Genomic DNA, 17,668 nt, shown 5'->3' with positions numbered 1-17,668 from the left:
CCGTCGATCCCCTCAAGATCCCCCGGAGAAGTCCGGGGCCACCCCTGCAGCGTCCGTTCACCGCCGCAGGGAAACTTGGGTCTTCGGTCTATCCAAAGCGGCCGGAGACGTAATCCTCCGTGGCCTTCTCCTGCGGATTGTTGAAGATCTGCGAGGTTTCGGCGTACTCGATCAGCTTGCCCGGCTTGCCGGTGCCGGCGATGTTGAAGAACGCCGTCTTGTCCGAGACGCGGGCCGCCTGCTGCATGTTGTGGGTGACGATGACCACCGTGTACTGCTCCTTGAGCTCGGCGATCAGGTCCTCCACGGCCAGCGTGGAGATCGGATCCAGCGCCGAACACGGCTCATCCATCAGGATGACCTCGGGCTCCACCGCGATCGTCCGGGCGATGCAGAGGCGCTGCTGCTGGCCGCCGGAGAGGCCGGAGCCCGGCTTATCCAGCCGATCCTTGACCTCTTTCCACAGGTTGGCGCCGCGCAGGGACTTCTCCACGACGGCGTCGGCATCGCCCTTGGAGATCCGCTTGCCATTGAGCTTCAGGCCGGCCAACACGTTCTCCCGGATGGACATCGTGGGGAACGGGTTGGGGCGCTGGAAGACCATGCCCACCATGGAACGCACGCTCACCGGGTCCACTCCAGGGCCGTAAATGTCGTCGCCGTCGAGCAGCAGCTTGCCGTCCACGTGGGCACCGGGCAGGACCTCGTGCATCCGGTTCAGGGTGCGCAGGAAGGTCGTCTTGCCGCAGCCGGACGGGCCGATGAACGCGGTGACGGACTTGGGGTCAATGTTGATGTTGACGTCTTCAACGGCACGGAACTTGCCGTAGTAGACGTTGAGGTCAATGGCGTCAATACGCTTAGACATGGTGTTCCTTTACAAAAATCTCGAGGGGATCAGCGGCCGGTCTTCTTCGGGGCGAAGACCTTGGCGATAACGCGGGCCAGCAGGTTGAGGAGCATGACGATGATGATCAGCAGGAGTGCCGCGCCCCACGCGCGCTGCTCCGAGGGATCCGGAGCGGCCGGGGCGGTCGGGAACATCATCTGCCGGTAAATGTAGACCGGCAGGGACATCATCCAGTCCTTGAAGAGGTTCCAGTTGGTCTGGATCGCCACGCCTGCGGTGACAAGGATCGGCGCGGTCTCGCCGATCACGCGGGCGATGGCCAAGGTGACGCCGGAGGCAATGCCGGAGATCGCCGTCGGAATCACCACCTTGAGGATGGTGCGCCACTTGCGCACGCCCAGAGCGTAGGACGCTTCGCGGAGCTCGTTCGGCACCACACGCAGCATTTCCTCGGTGGAGCGGACCACCACGGGAATCATCAACACGGACAGCGCGATGACCGCGGAGAAGCCCATCACGTTGTCGCCGGGGCCCACCAGGGTCATCATGAGGCCGGCGGCGAAGAGGCCTGCGACGATGGACGGGATGCCCGTCATCACGTCCACAAAGAACGTGATGGCGCGGGCGAACGCTCCGCCGCGGCTGTACTCCACGAGGTAGATCGAGGTCAGCAGACCGATCGGCACCGAAATGACGGTGGCGCCGAGGGTGATGAGCAGCGAGCCGATGAGCGCGTGCTTCACGCCGCCGAGGACGTTGGTGCCCTCCGCCGCCGTCTGCTGGTCAACGGCGCCGGTGATGCCGAGCATGTCCGAGGCGAGGAAGCCCTGCTCGACGAGACCCGGCAGGCCGATCGAGAGCACGGTCCAAATCACGGAGACCAGGGGCAGGAGGGCGATCAGGAAGGCGGCCACCACCAAGTTGGTCCACAGGCCGTCGGTAGCCTTGCGCCCGTTTTCGATGACGCGGGTGGTCACATACATCGCCAGCACGTAGCCAATGGCGGTGGTGATGACCCAGCCGGCGACGTTGAAGCCGATGACGGTCATGATGGCAGCGGCCACGACGGCGGCGCCAGCGAGGCACGCGATCCAGGTCCACGTGGGCTTCTGGCCTGCGGTGAGCTTGGAACGGCCCTTGTTCTCGAGGTCGGTATTCGTCATGGTGCTCATTAGTTCGCTCCCGAGAATTCCTTGTGGCGGCTGACGATCCAGCGGGCGATCATGTTGACCACCAGGGTGATGACGAACAGGACCAGGCCGGCCGCAATCAGCTCGTTCTGGCGCATGCCGAAGGCCTCCGGGAAGTTGAGGGCGATTTCGGCGGGGATCGTCTGGTTACCCGCGGAGATGAGGCTGGCCTGCAGTGCGCCCGGGGAGAGCACCAGGGCCACGGCCATGGTTTCACCCAACGCGCGCCCAAGGCCCAGCATGACGGCGGAAACGATGCCGGCGCGGGCGAAGGGGAAGACGGCCATCTTGACCATCTCCCAGCGGGTGGCGCCCAGGGCCAGGGCGGCCTCCTCATGCAGCTTCGGGGTTTGCACGAAGATCTCGCGGCACAGGCTGGTGATGATCGGCAGCACCATGACGGCCAGCACTACGGAAGCCGTAAAGAGGGTTCGGCCCGTCTGGGAGGGCTCACCGCCGAAGATCGGGATCCACCCGGCGTACTCGTGCAGCCACTCATAGAGCGGCACCAGCAGCGGGCCGAGGAAGGTCATGCCCCAAGCGCCGTAGACCACGGAGGGGATGGCGGCGAGGAGGTCGATGACGTAGCCGATGGGCTGGCTCAGCTTCTTCGGCGCGTAGTGGGAGATGAAGAGGGCGACGCCGACGGCCACGGGAGTAGCGATCAGGAGGGCGACGCCGGAAGCGAGGATAGTGCCGACCACCATGGGGCCGACGTAGGACCAGAAGCTCGTCTTGCCGTGGGAGAGCTCGCCTTCGCCCGCGGTCAGCGCGGGGAGGGATTCGATGACGAGGTACAGCGCGACGAAGGCCAGAATGGCCAAGATGATGATGCCCGCGGTGAGCGCTGTGCCGGAGAAGATCTTGTCTCCGGCGCGGCCACCCGCCGCTTTGGGATCATGCAGCGAGGACTGCGAGGTGGTTGTAGTCACGAGATTCCTTTGAACGGTAGGAATGACTTGATCAAGGGTAGCGAACGCACGCAATGGTCTCCGCGGCTGAGGGGGATGCCACGGAGACCATTGGGTGGTGTTGCGCTAGGCGTGGCCTGACGAACTTAGCCCTGGACGCCGATGCCCGAGATGGACTCGAGAGCGCGCTCGCGGAGGGAGTCGGAGATCGGCGCGTTGCCGGCGGATCCCTCGGCGGTGCTCTGGCCGTCCTCGGACACGACGTACTCGGCGAAGGCCTTCACCAAGTCGGCGGTTTCCTGATCCGCGTACTCGTTGCAGTAGATGTGGTAGGAAACCAGCACGATCGGGTAGGAGCCCTCGGCGGTGGTGTTGCGGTCCAGTTCCACGGCCATGTCGTTCTCGGCAGCGCCCTCGACCGGGTTGGAGTTCTCCACGGCCTTGGCCGCGGCCTCGGCGGAGTACGGGACGTACTCTTCGCCGACCTTGACGGCGACGGTGCCCAGATCGCCCACGGCGGAGGCGTCGGAGTAGGTGATCGCACCGTCCGTGGCGGTGACCTGGCCGACGACGCCCTGGGTGCCCTGGGCGTTCTCAGCGACGATCTCCTGCGGCCAGTCCTCAACGACGCCCCACGTCCAGGTGTCGGCGGCGGCAGCGGCCAGGTAGTCGGTGAAGTTCTCGGTGGTGCCGGAGGAGTCAGCGCGGTGCACCACGGTGATCGGGGTGTCCGGCAGGTCGGCGTCCGGGTTCTGGTCCGCGATGGCGGCGTCGTTCCAGGTGGTGATCTCGCCGGCGAAGATGCCCGCGATGGTCTCGGCGTCGAGGTTCAGGGAGTCAATGCCCTCGAGGTTGAAGGCCACGGCCACCGGGGAGATGTAGCCCGGGATGTGGAAGGCGCCGTCGGGGCCGCAGACCTGCTGCGAGGCTTCCAGCTCCTCGGCGTCCATGGCGGCGTCGGAGCCTGCGAAGATGTACTGCTCGGCCAGGAAGCCCTCGCGGCCGGAGCCGGAGCCGACGGGGTTGTACTGAACGGTCGCGCCGGACTCGACGGAGCGGAAGCCGTCGATCCACGCGGTCATGGCCGCTTCCTGCGAGGAAGCGCCGCCGCCGCTGATGGTGCCGGACAGCGAGCCGCCGCCGTTGGCCTCGCCGCCAGTGTTTTCGGGCGTCGGGTTGTTCGAGCCGCCGCAGGCGGTCAGGGCCAGAGCGGCGACGGAAAGTACTGCCGCGGACTTGGCGAAGCTCAGCTTCTTCACGTGGTTCCCCTTGTAAGTTGATGGGTGCGTATCAGGACCAGTCTCGAAACTAGGTGGGCCAGGTAAAGCCTCCGGCCGTTAAAGGTGAACGGAGGGTTAACGGTACTTGCATCTTCCACCATGTGAGAGGCACATCACACGGTTGGCCTCCATGCGAGACTATACGCGTGGGATTGACTGACCATCTAGGCCGCAGCGCACGCTTCGCCAAGCGTCGCATAGTGGTGGGCTCGCTGCGGGTGAGGTCCTCGGTGTGGAAGATCCTGCAAATCACCCTGTGCGCCGTGGGCGCTTACTGGGTGGCGGAGGAGCTCTTGGGCCATCAGGGCCCGCTGTTCGCCGCGACGAGCGCCATGATTGCCCTGGGTTTTGGGCATGACACGCACCTGCGGCGCACCGTGGAGGTCGCTGCCGGCTGCACGCTCGGAATTCTGGTGGGGGATCTGCTCTTGCACGCGGTGGGCGCGGGCGTTTGGCAGGCCGCCGTCGTGGTGTTTATTTCCCTGACGATCGCCCGGTTTATCGATTCGGGCACCATTTTTAGTACGCAGCTGGGCCTGCAATCGCTGTTGGTGGTGTTGCTGCCGGCGCCCGACGGCGGCGTGTTCACCCGCAGCCTCGACGCCGTCGTCGGCGGTTTGGCCGCCTTGCTGGTGGCCTTGTTGACGCCGCGTAATCCGCGGCACGAGCCGTCGCGCCAGTTGGAGACGCTTTTTGATGACCTCGCGTCGGTGCTGCGGGAGTGTGCGACGGCGGCGCGCACGGGCGATTCGACGCTGGCCTGGCACGCCCTCGTTTTGGCACGGGGTACGCAGAAGAAGGTCGACGCCTTGCCGCCGGTGCTGCGGGGCGCGCGGGAGATCGCCACCATGTCCCCGGCGTATCGCGGGCAACGCGGTGAGCTGAAGCGTATTGCCCGGGTGGCTGAGCAGACGGATTTGGCGGTGCGCAATGTGCGCGTGCTGGCGCGGCGGATGGCTTCTGCGATCACGCATGGCGCGGTGGGGACCAATGATGCGGAGGCGCTGTCCACGTTTATGGACTCTCTGGCGGATGCCATCGCGCCGTTGAAGGGATCAGTGGCGGAAACGAGTGCGGCGGCGCGATCCCGGGCCGAGCATCAGGCGCGGGTCGATTTGGCGGACTGTGCAGCGCAGTTGGATCCTCGAGAGTTCGGGGTGACGGGGATGGAGTGCGAGTCGATCGTCATGATCTTGCGCCCCATGATGGTGGACCTCATGGAGGCCGCCGGCATGGAGCCGGAGGAGGCGCGCGGCTACCTGCCGACGCTGTAGTTACGGCCCAGCACGTCGCGCACGTTCTGCCGCGTACGCCTCGCTGGTTTGCGGCCCGCCTTCCCACGGGAAGGGAATCTGCGCGCACCCCCAGGCGCTGCGGTCATCGCCACAGTCGCTGGCGACGAGCCGGGTTTCGGATTTCCAGATGGTCATGGTCTTGGGTGCACTGTCGACGACGGCGACTCCGGGAATCGGCAACCAGTCTGAGGTGGGTGTGCGGAACTGACCGGCGTAAATGGTGGTCACGGAGACGGGGTAGAAGCCGGTGTCCTCGTAGTAGTGACTCGTTGCGGTTTCCGTATCAGCTGCGGCGGCATCGACGTGCAGCTGTTTCCCCGCAAAGGCAGTGGTGCGGGTTTGGCCGTCACCGTAGTCCCAGGTGTATTTCAGGGGCGTGGCGCGGATGGTGACCTCGGTGCCGAGCAGAGTCACGGTGGCCGTATGATCCTCGGCTGCAGCCCACATGTTCACGTCGGTTTGCCGCCATCCGGCGCCCCACATACGCCCGGCCACCACCTCATCCTCCACCTCGTCTTGGAAGTGGGGCTCGGGCAGGGGCATGGTAATCCGAGCAAACTCGCGGGCGACGAGGTCGGGGCGTTCCGTAATGTCGACCTGCTCCTCGGCGGGCGGACCGCTGGCGGTAAGGTCCGGACGGTCAACGGAGAAGTCGGCACACGGGTCACCGCGGACAACTTCGGCGCCGGGGGCGTTCTCAATCGACATGAGAACTTCGTCAGGCCCACAAATGTCCGCCGTTGCCGCAACGCAGCCTTCGGCAATATCCCATTGCTCGTTGTCCGCGCAGTACGCGCCGCCGATGGCGGGCGGATTCCCCGAATCGGCTGGAGGCTGCGAGTCTATGCCTGGCACATGGATAACCGGGCTATGCGCGTCCTCAGGAACCGGCTGGCGAAATCCTTGCGAGCCCTCCTCAATCTTGGATAGTTCAAAACCATCTCCATCAGACTTTCCGTTTACCCCTGTGGCTTCACTCGCGTCAGATGGCATGACCAGAAAGAAGCATGCGGTCAGAAGCGCCGCTAGAGAGTGCATAAGTGCCTTCGGCTGGGAAATCATGACTCTCGTGCCTCAATGCGAGTAGCAGTCCATCCACCATCTGCGTAATAGGCTTCGAAAATGAACGGTTCTACAGCGTCGGTAATGACATCGCGACCACCCTCCATTAAGCCGTCGACGTTGTATGCGTCTCCGTTGATCTGACGCCAAGTTAGATACGCGCGCTGCATCTGCGATTCATCGCCGTGAAGCTTTGACACCACATCAGTGGCTCGCATGGTTCCACCAACAATCCATGCTTCCCCGCCACCTTGGGCAACCTCATCGATGACCACCAAGGCGGAGTTACAACCGCGACATTCCTCGTGCGAGACATCCTCTACGTAGGATCCGTCACCGGTAGCAATTCCATAATTCTGCGCTTCGAACCAGTACTCAATGAACGCCGCGAATCCTTCTTCGGTGAACTCCTTGGCCTCTTCCGGCATCTCTGGCGGAGTGAGGTTGCGGGCCGGATGTTCCGGCGTGGCTTCCTGGGGTTCAGAGCTGGAGGGCGACTCGGTGGTCTGCGAAGCACTGGGACTAGCCCCGGAGCTCGACGGCTCCGGCGTCGTCCCCTCTCCCCCACACGCGCTCAGCGCGAGGAGTGCCGCCATTCCCAGCGCGGCCAGCGTGCCGCGCTTGCTCGGTGAACTCTGCATGTCCGCTCTTTCGTCGCCCGAATATCATCCCCCGCCATCCAAAGTACCAAGGATTGAATAACTCCGAAAAAGTTATCCACAGCCCCCTAGCGCCCCCCATTGTGTGAGGACCCGGCCGATAAAGTAGTCAGCATGGCCACCAAATCGACATCGCGCAGCAAGGCTCCCGGTTATAAGTGCGCGTCCTGCGGCTGGACCACTGTGAAGTGGGTCGGGCGCTGCGCCGAGTGCCAAGAATGGGGCACCGTCGCAGAAATCGGGCAGGTCTCCGCAAGGACTCAAGCGGTCAGCGTTGCCAACCCCGCCCCGGCCATCGGCGATGTTGACGCCTCCACCGCCGAATTCCGGCCCACCTTTGTGGGGGAACTGGACCGCGTGCTCGGCGGCGGTCTAGTCCCGGGTGCCGTGATTCTGTTGGCGGGCGAGCCCGGAGTCGGCAAATCCACCCTGCTACTCGACGTCGCGTCCCGCGCCGCCGTGAGCAACAACAAGGTTCTGTACGTGACGGGCGAGGAATCTGCCGCGCAGGTCAAGCGCCGCGCTGAGCGCATCGGAGCGCTAGCGGACACGCTGCACCTCACCGCCGAATCGGACCTCGCCACGGCACTGGGCCACGTGGAAGCCCTCGATCCCGACGTGCTGATCGTCGACTCCGTGCAGACACTGTCATCGTCAGAGGTCGACGGCGCTGCCGGCGGAGTGACGCAGGTGCGGGAAGTAGCAGCATCCCTGATCAGCGCCGCGAAGAAGCGGGACATGACCACCATCATGGTCGGTCACGTCACCAAAGACGGCTCGATCGCGGGGCCACGCCTGTTAGAGCACCTCGTGGATGTGGTCTGCCAATTCGACGGCGAACGCCATTCGAGGCTGCGCCTGCTGCGGGCCATCAAGAATCGCTACGGCCCCACCGATGAAGTGGGGTGCTTTGATCTGACGGAAAACGGAATCGAAGGCCTCAGCGATCCCAGTGGACTGTTCGTCGCCGGCAGCATCGACCAAGTCCCCGGCACCTGCGTGACCGTTTCCGTCGAAGGGCGTCGGCCACTGCTCGCCGAGATCCAGGCGCTGCTCGCGAAGAACCTCTCCGGGCAAGCCCGGCGCTCGGTCACGGGACTCGATTCGTCCCGCATGTCCATGATCTTGGCCGTCCTGCAGGCCCGCATCGGCATGGACGTGTCCCAAATGGACTCCTACCTCGCCACGGTCGGCGGCGTGAAGCTCACCGAGCCCGCCGTCGACCTCGCCTCGGCCGTGGCGATGGCGAGTTCTTACTTGGACCGGCCCGTCTCCCGGAGGCTCGTGGTGTTTGGCGAGGTCGGCCTCGCGGGAGAGGTTCGCCGCGTACCGGACATCGCCCGCCGCCTCAACGAGGCCGAACGCCTCGGCTTCACCCACGCCATTGTGCCGAAAACCACCGAAGCGCTCAGTGGCGTTCCCGAGGGCATCAACTACCGCGAAGTCACCACGCTCGCCGACGCCCTCACCATGCTGTTCCCCGCAGCAGACTCCTAGAAGCCATGCTGGGCGCGACGGGCATAAACTAAGCGGACCAACACCACTCACCACCACGGCCGCACCAGCGTGAGGAGCCCGCCATGACGAAGAGTCCAGAGGACGCCCTCCGCTCCACCCTGGCCCGGGTGGCCCCCGGCACTGCGCTGCGCGATGGCCTCGAGCGCATTTTGCGCGGGCGCACCGGTGGCCTCATGGTGCTGGGGTTCGACAAAACGGTCGATTCCATCTGCTCCGGCGGGTTCGACATCAACATTGACTTCTCCCCCACCCGCCTGCGCGAACTCGCCAAAATGGACGGAGCCATCGTCACGGACAAAGACTCCGGCCGCATCCTCCGCGCCGCCGTCCAGCTCGTCCCGGACCCCACTATTGCCACGCAGGAATCCGGCACCCGCCACCGCACCGCAGAACGCGTTGCCGTCCAAACCGGCTTCCCCGTCATCTCGGTTTCCCAGTCCATGCAGACCATCGCCATCTACGTTCAGGGCCTGCGCCATGTTCTCGAAGGCTCCCAACCCGTCCTCGCCAAGGCCAACCAAGCGCTCGCCACGCTAGAGCGCTACCGAGCCCGGTTGGACCAAGTCACCGGCCAGCTCTCCTCCCTCGAAATCGAGGGAATCGTCACCGTCCGGGACGTCGCCGTGGTCCTCCAACGCCAAGAAATGGTGCGCCGCATCAGAACGGAGATCGATCAGTACGTCTTGGAACTCGGCAGCGACGGCCGGCTGCTGTCCCTACAGCTCGATGAGCTCGCCGCCGGGCTCGGCCCCGGCAGTGACGTTTTACTCCAGGACTACTCACAACGAGGCACGACGCCGGACGCACTCGAATCCACGTTGAGTGAATTGCGCGGGCTCGACTCCGCCGAGCTGATCGACCTCACCCGCATTTCCGGCATCCTCGGCTGCGCGTCCCACCCGGACACCCTAGAAACCACGCTGATCCCCAAGGGGTACCGGCTGCTGGCCGGCGTTAAAGCACTGCCCCGCGCGGTCGCGGCCCGCCTCGTCGAAAACTTCGACGACCTGCAACAACTCATGGCCGCAGACATCGCGGACCTCATGCACGTCGACGGCATCGGCGAGCAACGCGCCAAAACCGTCCGGGAGAACCTGTCCCGCGTCGCCGAAACCAGCCTGCTGGAGCAGTTCTCCTAGCGCGCGAGGCGCGCTAGGCGGCCTCGTTCATCTGGACCAGCTGCACCAGGTTGCCGCACGTATCGTCGAACACCGCCGTCGTCGTCGGGCCCATCTCCACGGGGGCCTGCGTGAAATCCACACCGAGTTCCGTCAGGCGCGCATGTTCGGCGGCGACGTCGTCCACCGCAAAAGAGACCGCAGGGATACCGTCTTCCGCCAGCGCCTCCTGATACTGCTGCGCAGCCGGGTGCCGGTTCGGCTCCAGCAACACCTCCGGCCCCTCCGGCTGATCGGGGGCGACGACGGTGAGCCACCGGTCCGCACCCAACGGGATGTCGTGGCGCAGAACGAAGCCGAGCTTTCCCGTGTAAAACTCCAAAGCGGCGGCTTGATCCGCAACAAAAACGCTCAGAACGTGAACTCTCATGATGTACCTCCGGAATGAGGGGGCCGCAGCCAGCGCGTGGCCAGCGACTCGAGGGGCTGGGTATTGAGATCGTGAAACTTATAGCGGCCACTCCGCCGAGTGCGAACCAGATCCGCCTCTTCCAACACCGCGAGGTGCGCGCTGACGCCTTGCCGCGACAGGTCCAGCTGATGCTGCGTGACCAGCCGGGTGCAGATTTCAAAGAGCGTCTGCCCGTCGCGGTCCACCAGTTCATCGAGAATCGCCCGGCGCGTGGGATCCGCGAGCGCTTTGAAGAGATCTGCGGCCATGCCCTCAGAATAGGCAAGTAGAAATTTGCCTGTCAAGGGAATGCCCGCACGGCCGGCACGCCGGAGCTACTGCAGTTCGAAGACCGCTTTGTCCGACGTGCGGTTGCCCAGCTTGGCGATGAACACGTACGTACCAGGCCGCGGATGGGCCGAGACGCCGGGGCATCCCGGCGCGCTGCGCACCCGCTCCCACGTGAAACGGGCCGTCTCCTTCTGACCCGGCTCCATGGTGATATCCAGCACCGTGCTGTCCTTCAGGCAGTCCTTCGTGGAATAGATGCGGTCATCGCCGCTCTCGATCAGGAATTCCTGCTCCCGCGTGCCCACATTCACGTCGCAATCGAAGTCGCCCGTGTTCTCCACCGTCATGATCAGGACGGGGTCCTCATCCGTTCCGTGAACCCGTTTCTCCGTTGACGCGCTGACAGATACATCCCCCGGCTGACAGCTGCTCGGATCCGCGGACTCGGTGGGCTCCGCACTGGAATCGGCGCCGGATTCGGCGCCGGAGGCGGGAGAGTCCGCCGAGGCCGAGGGCTGCGCCGAAGCGTCAGACCGCCCCTCGGCTGTCATGGCGCGCAACGCACTCACCCCGGCGAATCCACCCCACACGAGAAGCGCGACCACGACGAGGGCAGCCAACAGCACAACAAGGCGCCGGCGCCGATAAACGGCCGGGCTGGGGCGGCGAGGGGCACTCATGAGCCCAGCGTATAACCGTCCCCGCGCGAGCCGGGATGACACGCGCCGCGTTAGGGTATTCGGGTGCCACAGATCCGCCAGCTTCACCACGCGATCACCGACTGGTTCGCCCAGAACGGTCGCGATCTGCCATGGCGTCACCCCGAGGCCAGCGCGTGGAGCGTCATGGTGAGCGAATTTATGCTGCAGCAAACCCCGGTGGTGCGCGTCCTGCCCGTGTGGGAGGAGTGGATGCAGCGCTGGCCCACCCCTGCCGATCTGGCCGCAGAACCCGCCGGCGAGGCGTTGCGCGCCTGGGGCCGGCTCGGCTATCCGCGCCGCGCGCTGCGCCTGCACGCCGCGGCCACGCGCATCGTCGAGGAACACGACGGCGCCGTGCCACGCACCCCCGACGAGCTATTGGCCCTACCCGGCGTCGGAACGTACACCGCCGCCGCGGTCGCCTGCTTCGCGTTCAACCAGCCCGAGGTCGTGGTCGACACCAACATCCGCCGCGTCCACGCCCGGCTCTTCACTGGCCGCGCCTTGCCTGAGCCGAGCTACACCGCCGCCGAGGCACGGCTCGCCGCGGATCTCATGCCCGACGACGACGCGCTCGCCTGCCGCTGGAACGCCGCGGTCATGGAGCTGGGCGCGTTGGTCTGCACCGCGCGATCACCGAAATGCGACGCCTGTCCGGTAGCCGCATCGTGCGCGTGGATCGCCGCCGGCCAGCCGGCCCCGCACTACACCCCCAAGGGTCAGCCGTGGGCGGGGACTGACCGCCAAGTGCGCGGGGCGTTCATGGCCGCGCTCCGGGACGCCGAGGCGCCGGTGCCACGAGAGGCCCTCCTGCGGGCCGACGTCGTGCAGTCCACCGGGGCGCCGGAGGAGCAGCGCCTCCGGTGCCTAGGATCTCTGCTGGCCGACGGGCTCGCCCACGAGGGACCCACAGGCGTCTCCCTGCCCCACTGAGCTCGTCGTCACACCGGGCACGCCGCGGGCGAGCTCCGCTAGGCTTCCCTCCAAGATCACCGCCGGGCAAAGGGTACTGACAGGATGGACGTTCTCGACGAGTTAGAGCGGCGGATCACCGCCGCTCTGCAGCTCAATCCGCGCGCGTCATGGCGCACGGTCGCGCAGGTTCTGAACGAAAACGAGAGGACGATCGCCCGCCGGGGCTCCGAGTTGCTAGCGGGAGGGCGGATCGCCGCCGTCGGGATTCGCTCCCGCGCCGCGTCGCTTCTGGTGCGCACGCAGTGCGCTCCCGGATCCACTCCGGTGACCACCGAAGCCCTCGCGGCCCGGGCCGACACCAGCTTTGCCTACATGGTGACGGGCTCCACGGACGTGGTCGCCGAAATCGTCACCAGCCGGGATCGGCTCGCCCATCTGGTCTCCATCGAGCTCGCCACCACGCCAGGGATTGCGCACGCGGAAACGCTGCCGATCCTGAAGTATTTCCGCACCATACGCTCCTGGCGGATCGGCGCACTGACCCGGGACGAAGCCGACCAGCTGATCGGCTCCCGGCCGCCCCAAGCCGACGGCACGCTGACTGAACCGAACCTCTCAGCGCAGGATCAGGACATCGTCGATTGCCTCATCAGCAACGCCCGCATGAGCTACGAGGAAATTTCCCGTCGCGCGGGCGTCTCCGAAACCACGGCCCGGCGCCGCGTCGAGTGGCTCCTCCGCAGCGACAGCGTGCACCTGCGCCTCTTGGTGGAGCCCGCGGCCGTGGGGCTGCCCGTGGAAGCCCTCGTCTGGTTGCGCATCGCGCCGGACAAGATCGATCGGATCGGCGAATCCCTCCGCCGCGATGAGCGGGTGCGCTACGCGGCCGCCCTGGCGGGGAGTTCGCAAATCGTCGTCGATGTCACGCTGGCGACGAGCTCTGAGCTCTACGAGTTTGTCACGCAGTCCGAGTGGGCCTCCGGCGTCGACTCATTCGACCTCACCATGGTGATGCGCGCCCGCAAGCGCGGGGGCCGTCTCAACGACACGGCCCTGGCCTAGGCCCTCCGGCGCACGCCGCGCGTAGCCCGTCGCCTCCTCATAGCACCGGGCCACGCGCAACAGCTGCGGGTCTCGGTAGTGATAGCCCGTCAGTTGCACGCCGGTGGGGAGCCCCGAGGCGCTAAAACCGGCGGGCATCGCGACCGTCGGCAGTCCGGTCGCCGAGATGAGGCACGCGGAACGCATCCAGTCCAGATAAGTCTGGGACTCGACGCCGGCCACCTGCTGGGGATAGCGCAGCGTGGCATCAAACGGCAGAACCTGAGCGCCGGGGCTCAGGAAGTAGTCGTACGAGGCGAAGTAGGTCCGCACCTTGGCCTGCAACCGCGTGGCGGCCGCCGTGGTCTCCATGATCTCGCGGGCGCTCAGTGCCCACCCCTTTTCCACGTTCCAGATCACCTCTGGCTTGACGAGCTCGGGGCGCGAATCCACGAGGCTCCCTAGGCTGTTGGCAAAATCGAAGGCCCGGGTATTGCCGAAGACCCGGTCCGCCTCGCCCAGATCGGGGGAGGCCTGCTCCACGGTGGCACCGAGCGCCTCGAAGGTCGCGATGGTCCGGTCCAACGCCTCCAGCATGGGCGCCTCCACGGGAACTCCCAGCCCGAAGTCGTAGCTCACGCCAATGCGTACCCCTCGCAGGTCTTCCGGCGCCGGCCCACCGAAGGCCGCAGCGTCCAACGGAGCCTGCAACTGGAGCTCGGGAGCCGGGCCCGCCGTGGCCCGCATGAAGAGTTCCAGGTCTTCCACCGACCGGGCCATCGGCCCCACGCGCCCCAACCACGCCCACGCGTTGCGGTCGCTCGGCATCGGGATCACGCCCACGGAGGGGCGAAACCCGAAAACGTTGCAAAAAGAGGCTGGAATCCGCACCGAACCGCCCATGTCACTGCCCTCGCCGAGCGGCTGAATCCGCGCGGCCAGGGCCGCGGCCAGCCCCCCGCTGGAGCCACCCGCGCTGCGCGTGGGCGCATACGGATTAACCGTAGTGCCGAAGACCTCGTTGAATGTGTGGGAGCCGGCGCCGAACTCGGGCACGTTGGACTTGCCGGTCGCGACGACGCCGGCCGCGCGCAGCCGGGCCACGATGACGTCGTCGCGCCCCGGCATGTGATCGGCGAGCGCGGGAGAGCCGTTCGTCGACCGCATGCCCGCGACGAGGTGGGTGTCCTTGTGCGTCATCGGCAGGCCGTGCAGCGGACCGGTCGGGCCACCGCGCGTCAGCGCCTGGTCCGCCGCATGGGCCCGCTCCATGGCCCCCTCCTCATCCACGGTGACGATTGCGTTGAGGGACGGGTTGACCGCCGCGATGCGGTCCAGCTGTGCCTGCGTGAGTTCGCGCGAGGACACCTCGCCGGCAGCCAGCAGTGCCGTCAGTTCGGTCGCGGACTGTTCGAGCAGATCGGTCATCATTTCTCCTGGGTAGGCGGGCGGGCTCGGGGTGCTGCGGGCATCCCGCCCACAGCCGCACTCCCTTGAGTGTGATGGAGGCCACTGATCGAGGGAAGCTGGCGGGGGCTTTTGGGCACCAGTGGCGGATATCGACAACTCGCCGTCCGAATCCGCCAATCATTGAACCGGGCCCCCGCAAGTGTGAATGTTGTGGACATCACATTCGCATCGCATCGGAAGGACCCCTCATGAGCAGCACTTTTGCGGCCGCCGCCGCCAACGGTGCGTCCACGGACATCGGCGCCGTGGCGAACTCGCCCATCCTCTGGGTCTTCGCCCTCGGCGTCTTCGCCGTGATCTTCGTTCAGACGCTGATCTACATGAAGGCCGCCCGCACTGCAGGGTCAACGGTGGGCCTGGAGCGGAAGGACCTCAACCGGGCCCTGCGCTCCGGGGCCATTTCCTCGATCGGCCCGTCCCTCGCGGTCGTCCTCGTCGCGATCGCCTTGTTGGCCCTGTTCGGCACGCCCGCGGTCCTGGTGCGTATCGGCCTCATCGGATCCGTTCAAACGGAGGTCGCCTCCGCAACGATCGCCTCCGCCGCTCTCGGCGCGGACCTCGGCGGGCCCGACTACACGCAACAGGTCTTCGCGGTCGCCTTGATCGCCATGAGCCTCAGCGGCGGGGCGTGGATGCTCGCGACGCTGATCCTCACCCCGCTGATGAAACGCGGCGGGAACAAGCTCTCGGAGGTCAACCCCGCCGTGATGGCGTTGATTCCCGGAGCGGCGCTTTTGGGCGCCTTTTCCACGCTGGTGGTTTCAGAACTGCCCAAATCCGCGCTCGGCGCCCTGACCATCCTCGTTTCCACGATCGTCATGGCCGCCTTGCTCCTGCTCGCCAAGAAGCTCAATGCGGGCTGGCTCAAGGAGTGGGCGCTGGGAATCGCCATTAGCGTGGCCCTGGTCTTCGCCTACTTCGCCCACACGGCCACCACTGCGTGAGCCCCACTTTCGCCGAAGGACACCCCGTGACAACCTCAACGATCACCCGCCCGGCAGGACTGCACGAGTTCGAGCGCACCACGTCCCGCTGGGGACGAATCACCATGGTGGCAGGACTGCTCCTCTCTCTTGCTGGCCCGCTCTACATCGCCCTCTTCATGGATCTCGGCATCACGCTGGCACACGTCATCACGGCCTACCTTGCCGTGGCCACCACGTTCCTCGTCTTCGCCATCGTCGAGCCCATCACCTACTTCCCCATTCTTGGCCCGGCCGCTATGTATCAGGCCTTCATGATCGGGAACATCGCCAACAAGTTGCTGCCGGCCGCCATCTGCGCGCAGGGCCGCATCGACGCCAAGCCCGGTACCAAGCAAGGAGACTTGGCGGCCGTCATGGGCATCTGCGGAGCCGCGATCGTCCACCTGACCTCACTCTTGGTGTTCGTGGGCATTCTCGGCACCTGGCTGCTCAGCGCCATCCCGGAGTCCGTCACCGAGGTGGCTCGGCTCTACATCCTGCCCTCGATTGTTGGCGCCGTGCTGGTGCAGGCCATCGCTAGCGTCAAGCAACTGCGCCCCACCCTGATCTCGCTCGCCGTCGCCGTCGTCGTGGTCTTTGTGGTAGTCCCCGCCGTCCCGGCCCTCACCTACTTCGGTACCGCCCTCGGCGTGGTCGCCACCGCCGTCATTTCATGGTTCGCGCGCCCGCGCGGCTGAATAGGAGAAGCTCTACATGTCTATGACTTGTGATCCCACTCGCCCCCTCGACGCCAGCACGGTGGAGCAGCTGCTGGGCGTGTACCGGCATCTGCACGCACACCCCGAGCTGAGCATGCAGGAGCACGCCACCGCCGATTTCATCGCGGCAGAACTCGATTCCTTTGGCGTGGAGAACTTCCGCTGCGGAGGCACCGGCGTCGTCGGCATCCTCCGCGAAGGCGAGGGCCCCGTGGTGGCCTTCCGCGCCGATACAGACGGCCTCCCGATTGCCGAGGACACCGGGCTGGAGTACGCCTCCACGGCCACCGGCACGCTGCCCGACGGCACCGAGGTCCCCGTCATGCATGGGTGCGGCCACGACACTCACGTGACCGCTCTGCTCACCGCCGCGCGCTTGCTCGACGCCGACCGCAGCGCGTGGTCCGGCACCGTGGTCCTGATCTTCCAGCCCGGTGAAGAGACGGCCGCGGGGGCCCGAGCCATGGTCGACGACGGCCTCTGGGACCGGGCGCCCCGGCCCGCCGTCGTCCTCGGCCAGCACGTCATGCCGCAGCGCGCGGGAACCATCAGCATCAGCCACGGCACCGCGATGGCCATGGCGGACGCCCTCCGCGTCGTGGTGCGCGGGCGGCAGTCCCACGGTTCACAACCGCAGCAATCGATCGACCCGATCGTGCTGGGCGCGGCCATGGTGACCCGCCTGCAAACGATCGTCTCCCGCGAGCTGGACCCGATGAGCCCGGCCGTCGTCACCGTCGGCACATTCCACGCTGGCCTGAAGGAGAACATCATTCCCGATCAGGCCGAATTCACCCTCAACATCCGCACGCTCACACCCGAGGTGCGCGCCCAGGTGCTGGCGGCGGTCGAGCGAATCGTGCAGGCCGAGGCCACGGCCTCCGGCGCCGAGCCTCCGCTCATCGAAGCGTTGTACGACTTCCCGGAGAACTATAATCAGCCGGCTGCGGCGGAGCGCGTGACGACCGCGCTGGAGCACGCCCTCGGCGGCGAGAACGTGCGCCGCAGCGGCCCGCTCATGGGGTCGGAGGACTTCGGCCATCTCGGGGCGGCGATCGGCGTGCCGACGGTCTACTGGATGTTCGGTGGTTTCGAGGGGGAGACGGACCTGCCCATCAACCACTCGCCCTTCTTCGGCCCCGTCCCGGAGCCGACGCTGACGACGGCGACACGCGCCGCCGTCGCGAGCCTGCTGGCTTGGGTCGGCCGCGAGTCCCGGTGAGCCGGCGCGG

General features: G+C 66.2%; 18 protein-coding genes. 8 read left to right on the top strand and 10 right to left on the bottom strand.

Annotated elements, in window-relative coordinates:
• Window positions 1-88: 88 nt before the first annotated feature.
• The 4 genes from pstB to pstS all read right to left on the bottom strand — a co-directional run bounded on the left by pstB (window position 89) and on the right by pstS (window position 4,210).
• The gene (pstB, locus tag IW252_RS08175) at window positions 89-868 is read right to left on the bottom strand and encodes a phosphate ABC transporter ATP-binding protein PstB (RefSeq protein ID WP_196836100.1); all 780 of its coding nucleotides are present in this window, start codon (window positions 866-868) and stop codon (window positions 89-91) included.
• A 29-nt stretch (window positions 869-897) separates the two neighbouring features.
• Window positions 898-2,013 carry a phosphate ABC transporter permease PstA gene (gene pstA / locus IW252_RS08170; RefSeq protein WP_196837194.1) on the bottom strand — a complete coding sequence of 372 codons (1,116 nt, stop codon included), beginning with the start codon at window positions 2,011-2,013 and terminating at the stop codon, window positions 898-900.
• Between the two features lie 8 nt (window positions 2,014-2,021).
• Complete coding sequence (gene pstC, locus IW252_RS08165; RefSeq protein ID WP_331271491.1) at window positions 2,022-2,972, bottom strand: phosphate ABC transporter permease subunit PstC; 951 nt, start codon at window positions 2,970-2,972, stop codon at window positions 2,022-2,024.
• 125 nt (window positions 2,973-3,097) lie between these two features.
• Window positions 3,098-4,210: a phosphate ABC transporter substrate-binding protein PstS gene (pstS, locus tag IW252_RS08160; RefSeq protein WP_196836099.1), complete on the bottom strand. Its 1,113-nt coding sequence runs from the start codon at window positions 4,208-4,210 to the stop codon at window positions 3,098-3,100.
• A gap of 167 nt (window positions 4,211-4,377) precedes the next feature.
• Between pstS and IW252_RS08155 the strand changes: the two genes are divergently transcribed.
• Window positions 4,378-5,505, top strand: coding sequence for an FUSC family protein (locus IW252_RS08155; RefSeq protein WP_196836098.1), 1,128 nt, complete (start codon window positions 4,378-4,380; stop codon window positions 5,503-5,505).
• Here the strand turns inward: IW252_RS08155 and IW252_RS08150 are convergent, their stop codons facing one another.
• Both IW252_RS08150 and IW252_RS08145 read right to left on the bottom strand, forming a co-directional pair.
• Window positions 5,506-6,234, bottom strand: coding sequence for a hypothetical protein (locus IW252_RS08150; protein ID WP_196836097.1), 729 nt, complete (start codon window positions 6,232-6,234; stop codon window positions 5,506-5,508). It lies immediately after the preceding gene.
• A gap of 350 nt (window positions 6,235-6,584) precedes the next feature.
• Complete coding sequence (locus IW252_RS08145; protein WP_196836096.1) at window positions 6,585-7,229, bottom strand: DUF6318 family protein; 645 nt, start codon at window positions 7,227-7,229, stop codon at window positions 6,585-6,587.
• Window positions 7,230-7,361: 132 nt separating this feature from the next.
• Here IW252_RS08145 and radA point away from each other — a divergent pair, with 132 nt between their 5' ends.
• Both radA and disA read left to right on the top strand, forming a co-directional pair.
• The gene (gene radA, locus IW252_RS08140; RefSeq protein ID WP_196836095.1) at window positions 7,362-8,744 is read left to right on the top strand and encodes a DNA repair protein RadA; all 1,383 of its coding nucleotides are present in this window, start codon (window positions 7,362-7,364) and stop codon (window positions 8,742-8,744) included.
• Window positions 8,745-8,827: 83 nt separating this feature from the next.
• Window positions 8,828-9,904 carry a DNA integrity scanning diadenylate cyclase DisA gene (disA, locus tag IW252_RS08135; RefSeq protein WP_196836094.1) on the top strand — a complete coding sequence of 359 codons (1,077 nt, stop codon included), beginning with the start codon at window positions 8,828-8,830 and terminating at the stop codon, window positions 9,902-9,904.
• Between the two features lie 13 nt (window positions 9,905-9,917).
• Here the strand turns inward: disA and IW252_RS08130 are convergent, their stop codons facing one another.
• From IW252_RS08130 to IW252_RS08120, 3 genes are all read right to left on the bottom strand, one after another.
• Window positions 9,918-10,313 carry a VOC family protein gene (locus IW252_RS08130; protein WP_196836093.1) on the bottom strand — a complete coding sequence of 132 codons (396 nt, stop codon included), beginning with the start codon at window positions 10,311-10,313 and terminating at the stop codon, window positions 9,918-9,920.
• The gene (locus IW252_RS08125) at window positions 10,310-10,603 is read right to left on the bottom strand and encodes an ArsR/SmtB family transcription factor (RefSeq protein ID WP_196836092.1); all 294 of its coding nucleotides are present in this window, start codon (window positions 10,601-10,603) and stop codon (window positions 10,310-10,312) included. Before IW252_RS08125 ends, IW252_RS08130 begins: the two co-directional genes overlap by 4 nt.
• A 66-nt stretch (window positions 10,604-10,669) precedes the next feature.
• A complete protein-coding gene (locus tag IW252_RS08120) occupies window positions 10,670-11,305 on the bottom strand; it encodes a hypothetical protein (RefSeq protein ID WP_196836091.1) in 636 nt (211 codons plus the stop codon).
• A 72-nt stretch (window positions 11,306-11,377) separates the two neighbouring features.
• On the opposite strand from IW252_RS08120, the gene IW252_RS08115 reads away from it, so the two are divergent.
• Together IW252_RS08115 and IW252_RS08110 are read left to right on the top strand one after the other, a co-directional pair.
• Window positions 11,378-12,259 (top strand): HhH-GPD family protein, encoded by an 882-nt coding sequence (locus IW252_RS08115; protein WP_196837192.1) that lies wholly within the window; start codon window positions 11,378-11,380, stop codon window positions 12,257-12,259.
• 84 nt (window positions 12,260-12,343) lie between these two features.
• Window positions 12,344-13,303 carry an Lrp/AsnC family transcriptional regulator gene (locus IW252_RS08110; protein WP_196836090.1) on the top strand — a complete coding sequence of 320 codons (960 nt, stop codon included), beginning with the start codon at window positions 12,344-12,346 and terminating at the stop codon, window positions 13,301-13,303.
• On the opposite strand, the gene IW252_RS08105 is transcribed toward IW252_RS08110, so the two are convergent.
• A complete protein-coding gene (locus IW252_RS08105) occupies window positions 13,232-14,713 on the bottom strand; it encodes an amidase (protein ID WP_408065767.1) in 1,482 nt (493 codons plus the stop codon). The two genes, IW252_RS08110 and IW252_RS08105, sit on opposite strands and share 72 nt — an antisense overlap.
• 227 nt (window positions 14,714-14,940) lie before the next feature.
• Here IW252_RS08105 and IW252_RS08100 point away from each other — a divergent pair, with 227 nt between their 5' ends.
• The 3 genes from IW252_RS08100 to IW252_RS08090 are packed head-to-tail and all read left to right on the top strand — an operon-like array spanning window position 14,941 to window position 17,658.
• Complete coding sequence (locus IW252_RS08100) at window positions 14,941-15,696, top strand: DUF5058 family protein (RefSeq protein ID WP_196836088.1); 756 nt, start codon at window positions 14,941-14,943, stop codon at window positions 15,694-15,696.
• Between the two features lie 26 nt (window positions 15,697-15,722).
• Window positions 15,723-16,415 carry a hypothetical protein gene (locus tag IW252_RS08095; protein WP_196836087.1) on the top strand — a complete coding sequence of 231 codons (693 nt, stop codon included), beginning with the start codon at window positions 15,723-15,725 and terminating at the stop codon, window positions 16,413-16,415.
• Window positions 16,416-16,437: 22 nt separating this feature from the next.
• Window positions 16,438-17,658, top strand: coding sequence for an amidohydrolase (locus IW252_RS08090; protein WP_196837191.1), 1,221 nt, complete (start codon window positions 16,438-16,440; stop codon window positions 17,656-17,658).
• Window positions 17,659-17,668: the final 10 nt, after the last annotated feature.

It is taken from the genome of Zhihengliuella flava, assembly GCF_015751895.1.
In the GTDB taxonomy this organism is placed as follows: Bacteria; Actinomycetota; Actinomycetes; order Actinomycetales; family Micrococcaceae; genus Zhihengliuella; species Zhihengliuella flava.
The sequence above is the reverse complement of the archived record's forward strand: the minus strand, read 5'-3'. Positions and strand labels throughout refer to the sequence as shown.